Source organism: Streptococcus taoyuanensis, assembly GCF_029589235.1.
Classification (GTDB): Bacteria; Bacillota; Bacilli; order Lactobacillales; family Streptococcaceae; genus Streptococcus; species Streptococcus taoyuanensis.
Genome location: NZ_JARQVW010000007.1, coordinates 56,627 through 73,142 on the forward strand (window position 1 = coordinate 56,627; position 16,516 = coordinate 73,142).

The window sequence follows — 16,516 nt, forward strand, 5'->3', positions numbered from 1 at the left end:
ATTATAGCACAAACCGCCGGATCAAGAAACAATATCATGAGAAGAATCCTATTTTTAAAGAAAACAGAAGGCCAGATTGGCCTTCTGATTAGCTTATGCAAAAATTGAGAAGAAAGGTGCTCCAAGCTTGTTATCCATCGGGTCCTTACTCTTAATAGAGTGAAGATAATTGATGGAGTACCAGCCGTTGTTGCCGCTATTATATGGATCGCGAACATAGGTTCTTCCATTGTCATAACCATGCAAGACCAATTCATGAGTATAAGGATCACTAGTAAATTGGCTATTACCTACTGCAGCAAGTACATGCTTGCCAGCCATGAGGGCTTCTGCAATGCCTCCAGCTCCATTAATCAATTGGCTCTTCAAGCCCCAGTTACGAGTGGCAGCTACAATCCCATCAGAATCTGTTCCTGCTTCACCTTTGTTGAATGAATCCGTATTGTTGTAGAGATAATCAGCTACTGTTGTTGGCAAAATAGTTTTACCTAGGATATCTGTAAAGGTCATAGCAAGAGAGGTTGGCACACAACCTGACTGATCGACATTGCTCACACCGTAATATTTCCCAGCCCAACGAGGATCCCGTTGAGAATAATAGGTTGTCTGTGGATTCACCTTTTGATTTCGTGGAGACAAGGATGTCTGACCGAGGTTAAAGCCTTCAACTCCCCCATCTTTGTAGTCTACATAGACGTGAGTGGTATAGTTGCCCGCTTCATTACCGTGATTATTGGCAGAGACAGTGATCTCTGTGTGCATACCTGTCGGCGTTGCGGAATACCAGTAAAGATTTTCTTGATGCGCTTTAGACCAAGCTGCGACACGAATATTCTTAATCTGACGTCCCTGAGGTGCTTGATCTACAGCTACTGTATAAGTCCCGTTCGTTGCATTAACATTCTTAATAGAAGCTTGCGTCTTGGTCATGGCATTTCTAACTTCTACGTCTGTTGTTGTGGTACCAATACCAATCCGAGATCCATCATTTTGAATGTAATAGAGGTGAACATGGTACTTACCAGTAGAGTTCTTGTGATCGCTCGCTTTGACCGATACCTTGTAATCTCCGTTCGCTTGGCGTGTTGCTTCATACCAGCGAATATCGTCTTGGCCGTCCTTATCAGACCAAGTAGGAACTTGCACAGTCTGCACCCCTTTAGGGCTGTAGACATCCTTGATGATGACATCAAATGTTCCTGTATCCTTGTTGTTGTTTTGGATCAAGAGAGTACCGGTTGGACGAGATTGATTTTTGTAATCAATAAAGGCTTTTTTGACAAACTTGTTTTGGCCTTGAGCGTCCACATAGAAGACTTGCGCTTCATACTGGCCATCAGCGTTTCCGTGGTCACTAGCCTTGGCTGTTACAGTATATGAACCGTCTGCCTGGCGAGTTGGCGTGTACCAGATGATATCTTTCATCCCATTGGCATGAGACCAGAATGGAATCTTCACTTCCTTGTAGCCATCGAAGCCTTGAAGATTCTTAGCCGTGATGGTGAAGGTGCCGTCTTTTTCTGATTTTGTAATGATCAGATCAGCAGATGGCTTAGAAGCTGTGTAATCGATAAAGGCCTTTTTCACAAATTTGTTTTGACCTTGGGCATCTACATAGAAGACCTGCGCTTCGTATTTGCCATCAGCATTTTCGTGATCGCTTGCTTTGGCTGTTACGGTATAAGAACCGTCTGCCTGGCGACTTGGAGTGTACCAGATGATATCTTTCATCCCATTGGCATGAGACCAGAATGGAATCTTCACTTCCTTGTAGCCGTCGAAGCCTTGAAGATTCTTAGCCGTGATGGTGAAGGTGCCGTCTTTTTCTGATTTTGTAATGGTCAGATCAGCTGCGACAGCATTGGCCGGTTTTGTCGCCGTATAATCGATAAAGGCCTTTTTCACAAATTTGTTTTGACCTTGGGCATCTACATAGAAGACCTGCGCTTCATACTTGCCATCAGCGTTTTCGTGGTCACTGGCTTTGGCCGTTACAGTATAAGAACCGTCTGCCTGGCGAGTCGGAGTATACCAGATAATGTCTTTCATCCCATTAGCATGAGACCAGAATGGAATCTTCACTTCCTTGTAGCCATCGAAGCCTTGAAGGTTCTTAGCTGTGATGGTGAAGGTGCCATCTTTTTCTGATTTTGCAATAGTCAAATCAGCTGATACTGGTGTCTGATTTTTCTTTCCAATGGCTACTGTCGTCGTTGTTCCACCCACACCCGTCATTTGTCCATTATTCTGAACATAGTAAAGGTGAACATTATAAAGACCGGTTGAGTTTTTATGATCGGACGCTTTTACATTAACAGTATAGGTTCCGTTTGCTTGACGGTTGGCTGTATACCAAACAAGGTCATCTTGACCACCTGTTTCTGACCAGATCGGTACAGAAACACTTCGAACTCCATTTGGTGCCTTAACATTTGAGATGACAACGTCAAAGCGGCCCGTCATAGTATCGTTATTGACAATGTCAATCTTCCCACTTAAGCTGCCTTCTGTTGGATCCGCTGCAGGTTTTGCGTTCGCTGTAAAGCGACCGGTATAGTCCACACTGTGGTCAAAGAGGTGTTTTCCTGGAAGCAATTCCGCTTGAGAAGTAAACTGCCACGCGCCAGCTTTCCCATTGTAACGCAAGCTTTTCGCATCGTTTACAGATAGTTTTGGGGAAGGGTATTGGGCAACCCAGAAATTCTGAAGCCCAAATTGAGCGGTGTTGACAGGACCTTTCTTACGAAGGTTGTTTTCATCCAACCAGCTAGCACTGGTGTAGAACATCAAGTTGCTGTAACCATTTTTACGCATTTCGTCCGCCCAGGCTTGGGTGTTGCGGTTAATGTTTGGCTGCATCTTGGCATCCTCAAAGTCATTGACCATGAGGGTGTTCTTTGGAAGATTCAAGCGTTGCGCCTCTGCAATGTAGAATCGTGCTTCTGCACGCGCTGCTTCCTCAGAAGTATAGCGTGAGAAGTGGTAGGTCGATACTTGCAGACCCGCAGCTTGTGCATTACGAATTTGGTTCTCCGCATTCGGGTTCTTGTACCAAGTGTCTTCTGTCAATTTGACAACGACACCGCCTACGCCTTTATTAGCTAGGGTACGGTAGTCGCCAATACTAATGTCTCCGTTGTGGCTACTCACATCAACGAATGATTTTGGCTGAACCGCTACATCTGTTGAGCGACCAGCAGGAGCGTGAGCGCCTGTGTTAAAGAAGGTCGTGCTTCCTGTATTAGACGGAAGAGGAGTTTCTTCTTTCTCAGTAGTCGATGCTTCTGTAGCTTTCTCCACAGATGGAGCCCCACTTTCTGAAGCCGCGGCCTTGTTCACAGGTGCTACAGGCTGTTCGGTCACATTTGCTGGTGCTGCATAGTTGCTTGCAACAGGTGCTACCGACTTTTCAGCAACGGCTACTTCTGGCACTTTTTCAGCTTGTACTTGGTTGCCTTCAGTAGTAGTGGCCTCGTTTGAAACCAGCTCATCTGCACTGACTCCCTGAGCAGATACAGCCATCAAGACTGCCGCTCCGGCATAAAAAATAAGATCTTTCTTTTTCATATAAACTTCCCTTTATACAAATTTTATACGTTAATCATTTTACCACACGGTTTCAGCGATGAAAAGTTTTATAAGGCAAATTTTTAAAATTAGTGATATTTTTTTGAAAAACTAAAAAAAGAAGTCTGTCTGACTTCTTTTGATCTTATGATAAATGCTTCAAGGCTGTCTTTAAATAGTGACCATCTCGGATTTCTTGGCCAACACGCTTGGCATTGTCTACCAAATCTTGGTAATCGGCATCTGAAAGATTGTCGATTGTCTCCTTCAAATCATGAAGCGACTCTACTGCAATCCCGCAGCCCTTCTCAAGCACAAAATGAGACAAGGCTGACTGTTTCCACACCACCAGCGGAAAGCCCGATGCTAGATAAAGCGACGCCTTGTGAGAGTTGTTGTAGCGAAGGTACTCGCCAAAGACACCACTACAGGTTTCCGCACTATCCCCATCCCAGACAAGTCCAAAACCACCCTCAAGGGCTGCAGGAAGCTCATCCGGTAGGAAGGAGCCAAAGTAAGTTTCATTCTCTAAAGCTCTACTCTCATCAAAACCAACACCATAGAGATTATAGGCAGGTTCTGCAGGAAGAGCATAGAGATAACCAGCTTTTTCCTGGGCCAAATTACCCGCCACAATCATCGGCTGGTCTTTTGTTTGGCCACTTTTTTCTTGGAAATCTGGAATTAAATAGTCAAAAATACCAAGGCTGATAATCTTATCTTCCGCAATTCCTTTATCCACCAAGACAGATTTCATAACTGGATTGTGGGCGATGATCCCATCAGCTGCCTTGAGAAAACTTGCTTCTTGAAGGTACATCCGAATTCTGTGTTTTAAAGGTAGTGAAGTCATATTGGCATGGCGAAGCACTTCTAGGTCATGAATCAAGAGATAGACTTTAATCCCTCTTTTTTGTGCTTTTTTAACCAAATGGGTTGAGAAAAAACTATGGTGAAGCATCGGAAACTGGATCAGCAACTCATCTCCTTGCTTTAGTTGATCCAAGGCTTGACCAAAAGCCTTTGCCTTATGGCGTTGAGCCTCAAGGGTACTCATCTGATACCAATTGTCGACAGAAAGGACCAAGGGATGATAGCCTTCTTCTTTCACAATACTTTCTACGTCATTACGTGCTTTATTTCCTGCGTTCTTTGCGTTGATATCATGCAGGAATTCTTCTTTTAAGTAGTATTTCATAGATTATGGTTTCTTTCAATCAAACTCATTTGCTACGACTTCTAGAGCACGCTCAATGACCACGTGCATGTCGTAGTATTTATAGTCTGCCAAACGTCCACAGAAGATAACCTTGTCGTTTTTCTCAGCTTCTTCTTGGTACTTAGCAAACATGGCGTTGTTCTTTTCATCATTGATTGGGTAGTAGGGTTCATCCCCACGTTTCCAGTCAGCGGGGTATTCACGGGTGATGACTGTCTTAGGTTGTGTACCATACTCAAAGTGCTTATGCTCAATGATCCGAGTATAAGGAATCTCACGTTCGGTATAGTTGACCACGGCATTCCCTTGATAGTTTTCTTCATCCAAGACTTCGTGTTCAAAGCGAAGACTACGATATTCCAACTCACCATGTTTGTAATCAAAGTATTGGTCAATCATTCCTGTAAAGACTACTTTGTTAGCTGAAGCTTCTAGCTCTTCACGATTGGCAAAGAAGTCAACACCAAGTTCTACTTCTACATCGCCCAACATATTTTCAATGATGACGTTGTAACCACCGATTGGAATTCCTTGGTAACGGTCATTAAAGTAGTTGTTATCAAAGGTCAAACGAACTGGAAGACGTTTGATGATAAAGGGTGGAAGGTCTGTGGCAGAACGTCCCCATTGCTTTTCAGTATAGCCCTTAATCAACTTTTCGTAGATATCTGGACCGATCAATTTGATAGCTTGTTCTTCCAAGTTCTTCGGTTCAACATCTTTCATGTCAGCTGTTTGCTCGGCAATCTTGTCCTTGACTTCTTGAGGAGTCTTGGTTCCCCACATAGCGTAGAAGGTATTCATGTTAAAGGGAAGATTGTACAGACTGCCCTTGTAGTTAGCAATTGGTGAGTTGATATAGTTGTTGAATTCAGCGAACTGGTTGACATAGTCCCACACTTTTTTGTTGGACGTATGGAAAATGTGGGCACCGTACTTATGGACGTTGATGCCTTCAACCTCCTCGCAGTAGATATTTCCACCGATGTGATCTCGCTTGTCAATCACTTTTACTTTTTTACCACGTTTAGTAGCTTCATGTGCGAAAATGGCTCCAGACAAACCAGCACCAACAATCAGATAATCGTACATAGTAGACTCCATTATTTTTCTATTTTAAAATATATCTAAGCTCTCAGCTGTATCATAGACTCATAGCTATAGATTAGATCTTCAAATCCCCCCAATTTCCTCACTATAAGAGAGGGAATTGGCCGGCTTTTTCTTGACAACTTCTGTCGCAAAGAGTGTGAACATAAAGATGTTATAAGTCGGTACAAACCAAAATGCTTCAATCATACAGTTAATCGCAATGAGGGACAAGATCGCAACAAATAAATAACGCCCCTTCTTGAATTCATATTTTGAAACAATGACATAAATGCCGACTAATAAAGCAACCGGTACGACACCATATGTAAATAACATCTGAACATAAGACGAATCGACATAATTATAATTGAGGACAGACTCTGTGCTTCCTCCGGATCCAATAAACTGAACCTCTCTTGTTCCGAACCAATTCAAAGGGTATAAATTAAAAGCATTTTTACCCAGGGCTAACCGACCAGTAATGAATTGATTAATTTGGACATAAAGTGGAGATGACCAGGAGAAATGATAGGTCAAGTAGATCATTCCACTTGAAAAAAGGATGACCGAATAGGGCAACAAGTGATACAACTTCAGCTTCTTCTCCTTTGTGAAATAAAAGAAGAGAAAGAGCAAGACAGCGACCAAAAGCGAGATCGCATTCATACGAGCGTCACAGAACTTGATAATAAAGAGAGCTAGAAGAACGCCACTCAGAGATCGTAAGCCAATATACCGATCTTTTAGCAAATAGGAGATTGCGACATAAAGGTAGAAACAATGGGCTGCGAAATCTGTTGGATAGATAAACCCAAATGAATTACGGATAACAGCACCCCGACTATATTGTAAGTTTGGAACAACCTTTAACAGTGACAATAGAAATACTGTAAGGACAATCGTACCTGCAACACCTACATAAGTTTTTAAAATGACTTTCCTATCCGCATTGACCAGCAAAATCATTAAGAGAGAATAAACTAAGAAATTTAACTTATCTGTCTTAAAATAAACCATAACAGCTACCATCAATAACATGGCAGACAAGATTAGATAATGATAGGGAATCGAGATTTTATTAAAAAAACGAAGCAATAAGAGAGCTACAACCACTAAGAGGGAGCTCGCACCAACATGCAAAAAGCCCTTATTTAACATCGTAGTGGATATTGTATTAAAGAAGATCACAATCGAGACGACAAAACCAACCAGTAGATCGTCAAATTTCATTTTTATCATTAAATTACCTGATAAAGAATTTTTAAAGAAAAGCTCATTCTGTCTAGATTGGAATGCCTGCTTAGGGAACACCCCTGCTATAGCATTCTTTTCTAAAGATTTTGTTTACTTAAAAATTCATATCCTTCCTTTCTACTCTCTACTGTTTATTTAAAAATTGTTGTTTTAATTCTTTCACATCTACCACTCTCAGAGATAGGATAGCGATCAGATAAATGATCCCACCAAGCACCGCATACACGAGTACATTCAGGGTAGGGGTGAAATGTAGGAATGGTTTTATAAGGAGCAAAAGGCCATACATCACAGCAGATGCAAACATAATTTTTGTCATAGACCCGATAATTGGAACTTCCTTGAGGTAATGACGAGTATAGTACAGTTGAATCAGCCATACCAAGGATTCTGTTAAGACGGATACAATGGCTGCACCGATAAAACCAAAATGAGGTAAGAAGAGCACATTCAACCCGACACTGACGATAGCAGGAATCGTAGTTGACAGCATAAATTCTTTGTTCTTATCATGCGGGATGAGAATTTGAATCCCCATGATATTGGTCCATCCGATGAAGAACATACGGAAGATCATGATAGCGATGGCATAGCGAGCATCTTGGAAATCCTTTCCTAAGAAGAATCGAACAAAGTCATCGTTGACGATCAGCATACCCGCAATGATTGGGAAGATGACCAAATTATAGATCAAAAAGGACATTTGGTGCATCTTATTGACAGCCTTGTGATCTCCTGAAGCCAAGAGACTCGCCACGCGCGGAAGCATGACACTTCCTAAAGACGTCACAAGGGTCAGCAAAATATTAACCAATTTCAAGGCCTGGTCGTAAATCCCTACATCCTTTGTAGAGGCGAGAGCCCCCAGCATAGTCCGATCCAAGGTGACATAGAGGGAAATAGCAATCTGCGGTAAAAAGAGCAGAATGACCGGTTTTAAATGCACCCGTGCATAAGCCAAATCAAAATGGGCTTTCCCAATGAACTCCCGAGCAGGTAACCACATACTGAGCTGACCTAAGAGCTCAAAGATGGTGAGTAAGAATACATAGAGATACAAATCATTGGCAGATTTGACAAACAAGAAGATGGAGATGACTCCAACCAGTTTGACCGTGATATTTCGAACGGTAATCTTACGAAAATCCTCTAATCCCTGAAAGAGCCAGGAGATGTCGAGTCCCTTTGAAACCAAACTGAGCCCTAAGATATAGGCCACAGGGTTTTGCATAGAAGGAAGCGCCAAGCACAGCAAGACATAGAGCAGGATGGAAACAAAGGTCGCTCCCAATTGGAGGGTATAAATCCCCCAGAAATTCTTTTGGATGTCATTGCGGTGTCCTGAAATCTCCTTGGTTCCGTAGTTAGCCACTCCTAGCGTCGCCAAAAGGATAAAATAGGTGACGATGGAGTTGAAATAACCATAGGTTCCTAAGTCATTCGAGCTAAAGACCCGTGTCACATAAGGAGTGGTAATAATCGGTAAGATAATCACCAGCAACTGGTAGGAGAGATTATAGGCGTAATTTTTTAACACTTTCATGACTGTCTACAATCCCCACTTGAAGGCCGTTTTAAACGGTGTGATCAAATCCGTCGCAAAAGCTCGATGAATATCTGGAATGGTTTGAACTTCTCCATCAACGTGGATAATGTTTTTCAAACGACTTTGGACCCGACGATTAGCCAGCATCTCTACAGCCCGCTCAAAATCCTCACGACCTGAGCGAGAAGACCCCACAAAAGTCAAGCCCTTTTCAAGAACATCTCTTGTATTAACCGCGACCCGGTTATCACTAACCCCCATCAACATCACGGTTCCTTGGGGTTTGATATGATCAATAATATCATTGATGGCTGGTTCGCTTCCTTGACCACCAGTACACTCAAAGGCGTGGTCAAACCGTTGATCGTCTGTCAACTCGCTGGTCAAAATTGCTTGATGAATGAAATTAAACAATTGCAGTTTATCATTGTTGCGCCCAACTACAGTTATCTTCAAATCTGGGTAAAGATAGTGCAAAGATGTCGCAACCACATATGAAAGACTACCATCTCCTAAAATCAAAACGGACTCTCTTCGTTTGTGGGCAATGAGGTCAAAGCGATGAATGGCATGCATGGCAACACTACTAAATTCCGCTAAAGCTGTGACTGGGCCCCGAACTTCCTCTGGGTAAGCCACTACACGATCCAGCGGTAAGGCAACGACTTCCTGCATAAAACCATTAAAGCCACTAGACAAGAAGTGCGTCCCCTCCAAATAATTTTCAAAGAAGACACCCTCTGTTTGATGAGGAGGTTGATTGGGAACCATGGCCACAATCTGTCCTGGTTGATAGGTTCCCGTAGGATCCGCTACCACGATACCAGACGACTCATGGATCAGGGCCATGGGTAATTTCTTTTTAAGCACCTTAGGATCCCGTTTTCCTTGATAGTAACGTTGGTCCGCATGACAAATAGCCATGTAATAAGGGCGTATTAACACCTTGTCTCCACGGCTCATGTCTTCTTCTTGGTATTTGATGGTGATATTTTTCGGCTGGGTCAGCTGAAAGATTTGGTTCAACATATTAATTGTCCTCAATCATACCGCGTGCAATTTTCAAATCTGTAATCGTCGTAATTTTAATATTGGAATATTCCCCTTTTGCAAGGGCAACTTTTTTACCATTGATGACAAAGATCTTGCAGGCATCTGTCAAGACTTCTTTTTGTTGGTCACTTAAATCATGATACAAGGCAAGAAAGTCTTTCATTTTGAAGGTTTGAGGGGTTTGACCCTGATAGAGGTATTGGCGTTCAGGAATATCCGTGATAAAGGTATTGTCCAAGCTTTGAACAATGGTATCCGTCGCTTCGACCACTGTATCCACAACATCATGGCTCTTGGCCAATTCAATGTTTTCTTGGATAGTTTTTAGGCTAACAAAGGGACGAACCGAATCATGGGTGACGATAATATCCTCATCTGTCAAAGGCTGCAGCTCATCGATAGCTGTGATAATGTTTTCGATGGTAGAGTTGCGGTCACTTCCTCCCTCTACAACCAAGATCCGATCCTTATAAGAAGCCAAGTACTTGTCGACCAGATCTTCCGTATAGGTCATCCAGTCCGGATGAATCCCCAATACAATCTTTTGAATCTCATGGACCAATAAGAACTTCTCAACCGTGTGGATTAAAATAGGACGTCCACCCAAATCCAAAAATTGTTTGGGCATATCCGTAATCCCCATCCGTGAGCCTGTTCCACCTGCTAAAATCCCTGCATAAATCATCCTAAACCTCCTGATGTTGTCTCTTTTTCCTTCTCTAGAACATGGCTATTTAGCAATCTAGCCTAGTTTTGCTCTCACCTTTTGATACAAATGAGGAGAAAGGAGCAAAAGAAGGTATTTGAGTTTATTTTTTCTTGTAATATGTGAATTGATTAGAATATCTTTCCAATAGCGACGATACTCTTTGCGAATTTTGTTAACCTGATCATACATATGAGAACCCAGCATAGCATGGACCACATGCAAGCCATTAAAGACATAGCGGGTATTGAGCGCTTTTTTCATTTCCGGATCATCAGGATAGTCTCTCTCGACATAGGCTCTGTTCCATTCCATGGCCTTGTAGAAATCCAAGAGCCGATCGCTATAAGAAGAATTGACGATACTCCCTGGTCTTCGATAGTATTTATAAAGATTTAGATCGCTAACTGCAATTTCCTTACAAGCAGCAATATGTTCATAAGCAACAGCCAAATCTTCATAAATCATTCCTTCTGGATAGGGATGTTGGAGTAAGATCTCTTTCTTGTAGAGTTTACCTCCTGAATGGGTCCCAACGTGGTGACCATAGAACATTTCTTTGAGGGCTGTATGACGATCTAATTTCCTTGAACTTTTTTCATTTAGATCTCCTGAAAAATCTTTGTCCTCATGATTTCTGACTTCAATAACCGGTGTCGATACAAGGTCAACTTTATACTGTTCTTTTAAGCTAACCAAATATTCGACTGTTCTAATGTCATAATAATCATCTGAATCAAGGAAGATAATCCAGTCAGTTGTCGCAGCTTTCACTCCTGTATTTCGAGCATTAGACAATCCTCCATTTTGAAGATGGAGCACTCGAATACGGTCATCTTCCTGAGCATACTGGTCGCAAATTTCTCCTGATCGATCAGTCGATCCATCATCGACTAGGATGATTTCGATATTTGAATAGGTCTGTTGTCTAAGACTACCGACACTATACTGTAAATACTCCTCGACATTATAGACCGGTATGACAATCGAAACCTTTTCCATTATGCTAATCCCTTCATGATAATTTCTACAATCTGTTGACAAGCCGTTCCATCCCCATAAGGATTACTTGCCTGGCTCATCTTCTCGTATTCATCTTGGTCTTCCAGAAGGAGCTTGAAGTTGCGATAGATGTTTTCTTCTTCTGTTCCGACCAATTTCAAAGTCCCTGCAGCCACACCTTCTGGACGCTCTGTCGTATCACGCATGACAAGGACGGGTTTTCCTAAAGAAGGTGCTTCTTCTTGGACACCACCTGAGTCTGTCAAGATCATATAGCTTTGGTTCATGAAATTATGAAAATCAATCACTTCCAAAGGCTCAATGATTTTCATTCGCTCATTCTCTCCAAAAATCTTGCTAGCCAATTCTCTGACCTTTGGATTTTTGTGAATAGGATAGACTACCTTGACATCTTCAAACTCTTCTAAAATCCGGTTGACCGCACGGAACATGTGCTCCATGGGTTCTCCAAGATTTTCTCGACGGTGGGCCGTCAACATGATGAGCTTGCTTCCTTTCGCCCATTCCAATATAGGGTGGTCGTAGTCTTCTTGGACTGTAGTTTTTAAGGCATCAATAACGGTATTTCCCGTAACGAAAATATTGGTCCGTCCTTCTTTTTGAAGATTCTCTTTTGAAACCTGGGTTGGAGCAAAATTGTAATCTGCCACTATGGAAGTAGCTTGACGGTTAAACTCTTCAGGATATGGGCTTTGAAGATTGTAAGTCCGAAGCCCTGCCTCCACATGCCCCACTTTGATGCCCATATAAAAGGCCGCCAAAGCTGTTGCAAAGGTGGTTGTGGTATCTCCATGGACGAGGACAATATCAGGTTTTTCTTGCTCCAAGACTGGTTGGATTTTTTCCAAGATAGAGGTCGTAATAGTAAACAAGGTTTGATTGGCCTTCATAATGCCAAGATTATAGTCTGGAACAACACGAAAAACGTCTAACACTTGGTCCAGCATTTCCTTGTGCTGCCCTGTTACACAGACTACAGTTTCAATGGTATCGTGTTGTTTGAGTTCATTGACCAAAGGACACATTTTAATGGCTTCTGGACGCGTCCCAAACACTAACATTACTTTTTTCATTTTGAACCCTTCCTCATCGATTGGTAAAAGTTCCGATAGTTGTCTAAAAAGATCGGATAGCTAAACTTGTTATCATAATCTCTTTTTGCTCGAGCAGCTAAAGAGGCTCTTTTCTCAGGATCCTCTGCCAATTTTTTAATTGCTTGAGCTAAGGCCTGCGGATCCTCAGCTGGGACGAGGATCCCATTGCCAGAATTCACCACTTCGTTCACACCTGGAATATCTGTTGCAATCATCGTTTTGCCGTTCATAAAGGCCTCGATTGCAACCAATCCAAATCCTTCAAAGATCGATGGAAGAACACAAAAGTCAAAGCTATTGATACACTCTACCACGTCACTACGGTAGCCCAAAAAATGAATTCTTTCTTCCAGATTCAACTCTTTTGTTTGATTTATCAAATCATTTTTTAATTCTCCGTCACCGATAAGAAACAAGGATACACTTGGATTTGTCACAAGTGACATGGCTTGGATCAGATAGGGTAACCCTTTTTGTTCGGACAGGCGAGCGATACAGCCTATTTTGATACCGTCACACTGAGTAATTTCATTTACTGTATGCTCACTTTGTTTCATTTTCACTCCATTATAAATCACAATAGAGTTTTTTGACCCTACATCATTAAGGATATTTCCCTGGACAGCTTGACTGACAGCAACCGTTCGAGCCTTTCCTAGGGCGAATTTATAAAGTGGTAATTTATCCTTGAAAACATTATGGGCTGTATAGACATGGATCAATTTTGGATGGCGCATCTGCAGCAAACGAATATAGAAAGCAGCCATCCGGTGATGGGTGTGAACAATAGTGATCTCATTTTCTTTGATGATCTTGGAAAGACTAGCAAGAATCTTGAGGACAGTAGCTGGCTGTTTGCTATCGACATCTAGAATCCGATGGTGTTGAATCCCATTCTCTGCTAGTTTTTCTTCCCACAATCCACCAGTAGACGCAACATGAACCTGGTCAAATTCATCCTTGAGGTCTGTCGCCAACTGATAGACAATGCGCTCTGCCCCACCGATATCCATGGTCCGCGAAATGTGCAGAATATTATTTTTTTGCTTTCCGTTTTTCATGTACTACTCTCTTAATAAAAGTGGCATTTCCTACAAAATAGCGCTTAAAGAGGCGTTTTGGTTCATTGGCCACACGGAATAACCATTCCAGATTGGCCTTTTGCATCCACATAGGTGCCCGCTTGATATGTCCTGAAAGGACATCAAAGCTTCCTCCCACTCCCATAAAGACAGAGTTGACTCCATTGTCCATAAACTTCTGGATCAAGTACTCTTTTTTAGGAGAGGTAATGCCGACAAAGACAAAATCTGGATTCTTCTCACGAATATCTTCTTGAATAGCCTCTTCCTCTTCAGCAGAGAAATAGCCATTGCGATGCCCCACTACTCGGAGATTCGGATAATCCTTTTTAAAGATAGTTAACATATCTGTCAAGACTTCCTCTTTTGCCCCGAAGAAGTAGACAGAGTAGCCTTTTTCATTGGCCAAATGGAGCAATTCCTGCATCAAATCAATACCTGCCACGCGCTCTGGTACAGAATAGCCCAAATAGCGCGCTGCGAGAACAACAGAAGCACCGTCTGCATTAATGATTTCAGATTCATTAACTATCTTCTTGATGGCTTCGTCTGTCGCACACTGATTGAGCTTATCTGCGTTGACCCCCATCAAATGGAGTGGTTTTTTATCTCGTACAAATTTTTCTGTAGCAGCAACGGTTTCTGCCATTGTTAAAGGGTCAATTCTGACCCCCATCATTGTAAAACTTTTCAAGCTTATTCTCCCCAAGTGGATTCAAAGTGACCTTTTTGCTCTGATTCTTCAGGCAACTTCATATAATCGCCATAGATCTTTGTCAAATAAGCATCCGGATCAGCATGACCACTGATTTTAATAGTTTCAAAATCAAGGAGTTGTGGCTCCCCAAATACCTCTTTGTAGGCCAATTCTCTCTCGCGATAGGATCCTAAGACATTTCCCACGAGATCACTTGTCTCAAAGTCATATTTTTTAATCGTATTTTGTAACTTTTGATTGATTTTTTCAGTATTTAGTAATTTGTCTAGGTGAAGGATCTTAGAAACCTTCACAATTGAATTTTCAAAGAAACCTCGGTCGCGATTGTGCAATCGATTGATGACAGATATTTTGGAAAGGGCACGGTAATACTTAATTTTATTGGTGTGCAAGAAATAGTGGAAGCCATCTGATGGGTAACCATCTAAAGGAAACACATCGATAAAAGGACTACACACAACCCCACCAAATTCAATTTGAAGTGAGGTATCCATGATAGATGTATTGCCTAAATTATCATCATGGATTCTCAAGATGACATTGCTTGGTAATTCGTTTTGGCAAATTTCCAGAAATTTTTCATAGTCTTTTCTAGGCATGCCCAAATCCATATCGTCATCCCAAGGAATAAAGCCCTTGTGACGAATAGCTCCCAATAAAGTGCCCCCTAAAGCATAGTATCGAAGATTGTGTTTTGTGCAAATCTCAATATACTTTTCTAATAAGGATAGTTCTCCTAATTGAATCTGTCTAACTTTACTCACAGCCTACTTCGCTCCTTCTTTTCTAAGTACAACCTTCACGGTCTTGAGCAGGATCTGAATATCTCTCCAGATCGTCCAACCATCCATATACGCAACGTCGAGTTTGACCACTTCGTCAAAATCTGTAATCTCACTGCGTCCGCTCACTTGCCAAAGGCCTGTAATCCCTGGCTTGAAACTGAGTCGGCGTTTTTGGGCTGGCGTATAGTCTTGGTATTCGTCTACCGTTGGAGGACGAGTTCCGACTAGACTCATATCACCGATCAACACATTGTAAAATTGTGGCAATTCATCCAGACTGGTCTTACGGATAAAGCGTCCGACTGGGGTTACCCGTGGATCGTTTTCCATCTTAAACATCCCACCCGTCATGGTGTTTTGCGCCATCAGATCTTTTTTAATCTCTTCGGCATCCACGCGCATGGAGCGGAATTTATAGAAGTTGAAATACCGTCCGTTCTTTCCGACCCGCTTCTGTACAAAGAAGGCAGGGCCGCCATCTTTACGGATTAGAGGGACCAAAACGATACTCACTAGTCCACAAATCAAGAGACCAAAGAGGGCTCCCGCAATATCCAAGAGACGTTTAGCAAAGACGTGACTCGGCTTGTAGAAATTGGTTGAGAAAGTGACGACACTTAATCCCCCGACTTCTCGAACCCGTTTATTGCCCAAGGAAGCGAAGTTAAAGGCATTGAGATTAACCGATACATCGATCCCCATACTCTCAAACTCCGAGACCAAGTCACTAATATTGTAGTCCTCACTTGGCAGATTAATAAACACTTCATCCACCACTTCCTTGGTCACAAAGTTCATCATTTGATCCGGCTGCACCACCCGTACACCCGAATGGGTGAAATCCGTATCATCCATGACGGTGACACCGATCAGTTCCCCATGATAGAGGCTAGGTGAATGCAGAATATCAAATACCTTTTCCATCCGACTGGTCGCTGTGATCAAGAAAATCTTTCGCGAGCTTTTCCGCCGTGGTGAAACAGACTTCCGGTATCTCTTGAGCAAGAGGTCCATGATATAGACGGAAAACGTATTGAAAAGAAAGAAGTAGATCATCCCTCGACGAGAGATGGAAAAGACCCCATCGAGCATAAAAGAGGTAAAGGTGATCCCAACAGCGAAAAATACATTGTATTTCAAGACCTGAAAGAGCTCATCTAGATAGCCTCTGCTATAAAAACGATAAGCAATATTGCTAATGTAAAAGGCTACAAAATGCAAGAGATAGAGAATGGCAATTGTCTGCGACGTGTATTCTGCATCCTTAAAAAGACTCACAATGTAAGCTGAAAATAGGACAGCTAAACTTTGAAAGAGAACAATATTTAGTTTTTCCAGTTCAATTCTTTCTTCTCCCATTTTCCCTCAATCCTATTC

At 42.2% G+C, this 16,516-nt stretch carries 13 protein-coding genes; all 13 read right to left on the reverse strand.

The window, feature by feature from the left end:
• Positions 1–93: 93 nt before the first annotated feature.
• The gene (locus P5Y91_RS05990; RefSeq protein ID WP_277839157.1) at positions 94–3,567 is read right to left on the reverse strand and encodes a GBS Bsp-like repeat-containing protein; all 3,474 of its coding nucleotides are present in this window, start codon (positions 3,565–3,567) and stop codon (positions 94–96) included.
• 145 nt (positions 3,568–3,712) lie between these two features.
• Entirely contained in the window at positions 3,713–4,765 is a 1,053-nt protein-coding gene (locus P5Y91_RS05995; protein ID WP_070665033.1) for a glycosyltransferase, read from the reverse strand.
• A 15-nt stretch (positions 4,766–4,780) separates the two neighbouring features.
• Entirely contained in the window at positions 4,781–5,878 is a 1,098-nt protein-coding gene (gene glf / locus P5Y91_RS06000) for a UDP-galactopyranose mutase (RefSeq protein WP_118396292.1), read from the reverse strand.
• An 81-nt stretch (positions 5,879–5,959) separates the two neighbouring features.
• Positions 5,960–7,117 carry a polysaccharide polymerase gene (locus P5Y91_RS06005; protein WP_070665031.1) on the reverse strand — a complete coding sequence of 386 codons (1,158 nt, stop codon included), beginning with the start codon at positions 7,115–7,117 and terminating at the stop codon, positions 5,960–5,962.
• A gap of 139 nt (positions 7,118–7,256) precedes the next feature.
• Entirely contained in the window at positions 7,257–8,675 is a 1,419-nt protein-coding gene (locus tag P5Y91_RS06010) for a flippase (protein ID WP_277839158.1), read from the reverse strand.
• Between the two features lie 6 nt (positions 8,676–8,681).
• Positions 8,682–9,707 (reverse strand): zinc-binding dehydrogenase, encoded by a 1,026-nt coding sequence (locus P5Y91_RS06015; protein ID WP_277839159.1) that lies wholly within the window; start codon positions 9,705–9,707, stop codon positions 8,682–8,684.
• Between the two features lies 1 nt (position 9,708).
• Entirely contained in the window at positions 9,709–10,416 is a 708-nt protein-coding gene (locus P5Y91_RS06020; protein WP_277839160.1) for an IspD/TarI family cytidylyltransferase, read from the reverse strand.
• A gap of 57 nt (positions 10,417–10,473) precedes the next feature.
• On the reverse strand, positions 10,474–11,439 hold the full coding sequence (locus P5Y91_RS06025) for a glycosyltransferase family 2 protein (protein ID WP_277839161.1): 966 nt from the start codon (positions 11,437–11,439) through the stop codon (positions 10,474–10,476).
• The gene (gene wecB, locus P5Y91_RS06030) at positions 11,439–12,533 is read right to left on the reverse strand and encodes a non-hydrolyzing UDP-N-acetylglucosamine 2-epimerase (RefSeq protein ID WP_201037434.1); all 1,095 of its coding nucleotides are present in this window, start codon (positions 12,531–12,533) and stop codon (positions 11,439–11,441) included. The genes P5Y91_RS06025 and wecB overlap by 1 nt, the downstream gene beginning before the upstream one ends.
• On the reverse strand, positions 12,530–13,615 hold the full coding sequence (locus P5Y91_RS06035; RefSeq protein WP_023919857.1) for a glycosyltransferase family 4 protein: 1,086 nt from the start codon (positions 13,613–13,615) through the stop codon (positions 12,530–12,532). The genes wecB and P5Y91_RS06035 overlap by 4 nt, the downstream gene beginning before the upstream one ends.
• On the reverse strand, positions 13,590–14,315 hold the full coding sequence (locus P5Y91_RS06040) for a WecB/TagA/CpsF family glycosyltransferase (RefSeq protein WP_371106568.1): 726 nt from the start codon (positions 14,313–14,315) through the stop codon (positions 13,590–13,592). The genes P5Y91_RS06035 and P5Y91_RS06040 overlap by 26 nt, the downstream gene beginning before the upstream one ends.
• A gap of 17 nt (positions 14,316–14,332) precedes the next feature.
• On the reverse strand, positions 14,333–15,118 hold the full coding sequence (locus tag P5Y91_RS06045) for a LicD family protein (RefSeq protein ID WP_023919863.1): 786 nt from the start codon (positions 15,116–15,118) through the stop codon (positions 14,333–14,335).
• A gap of 3 nt (positions 15,119–15,121) precedes the next feature.
• Positions 15,122–16,498, reverse strand: coding sequence for a sugar transferase (locus P5Y91_RS06050; protein WP_070665018.1), 1,377 nt, complete (start codon positions 16,496–16,498; stop codon positions 15,122–15,124).
• Positions 16,499–16,516: the final 18 nt, after the last annotated feature.

What these genes read in the sequence shown, in the direction of transcription:
- P5Y91_RS05990 (WP_277839157.1), bottom strand. Translation starts at nt 3,567, where the DNA reads ATGAAAAAGAAAGATCTTATTTTTTATGCCGGAGCGGCAGTCTTGATG.
- P5Y91_RS05995 (WP_070665033.1), bottom strand. Translation starts at nt 4,765, where the DNA reads ATGAAATACTACTTAAAAGAAGAATTCCTGCATGATATCAACGCAAAG.
- glf (WP_118396292.1), bottom strand. Translation starts at nt 5,878, where the DNA reads ATGTACGATTATCTGATTGTTGGTGCTGGTTTGTCTGGAGCCATTTTC.
- P5Y91_RS06005 (WP_070665031.1), bottom strand. Translation starts at nt 7,117, where the DNA reads ATGATAAAAATGAAATTTGACGATCTACTGGTTGGTTTTGTCGTCTCG.
- P5Y91_RS06010 (WP_277839158.1), bottom strand. Translation starts at nt 8,675, where the DNA reads ATGAAAGTGTTAAAAAATTACGCCTATAATCTCTCCTACCAGTTGCTG.
- P5Y91_RS06015 (WP_277839159.1), bottom strand. Translation starts at nt 9,707, where the DNA reads ATGTTGAACCAAATCTTTCAGCTGACCCAGCCGAAAAATATCACCATC.
- P5Y91_RS06020 (WP_277839160.1), bottom strand. Translation starts at nt 10,416, where the DNA reads ATGATTTATGCAGGGATTTTAGCAGGTGGAACAGGCTCACGGATGGGG.
- P5Y91_RS06025 (WP_277839161.1), bottom strand. Translation starts at nt 11,439, where the DNA reads ATGGAAAAGGTTTCGATTGTCATACCGGTCTATAATGTCGAGGAGTAT.
- wecB (WP_201037434.1), bottom strand. Translation starts at nt 12,533, where the DNA reads ATGAAAAAAGTAATGTTAGTGTTTGGGACGCGTCCAGAAGCCATTAAA.
- P5Y91_RS06035 (WP_023919857.1), bottom strand. Translation starts at nt 13,615, where the DNA reads ATGAAAAACGGAAAGCAAAAAAATAATATTCTGCACATTTCGCGGACC.
- P5Y91_RS06040 (WP_371106568.1), bottom strand. Translation starts at nt 14,315, where the DNA reads ATGATGGGGGTCAGAATTGACCCTTTAACAATGGCAGAAACCGTTGCT.
- P5Y91_RS06050 (WP_070665018.1), bottom strand. Translation starts at nt 16,498, where the DNA reads ATGGGAGAAGAAAGAATTGAACTGGAAAAACTAAATATTGTTCTCTTT.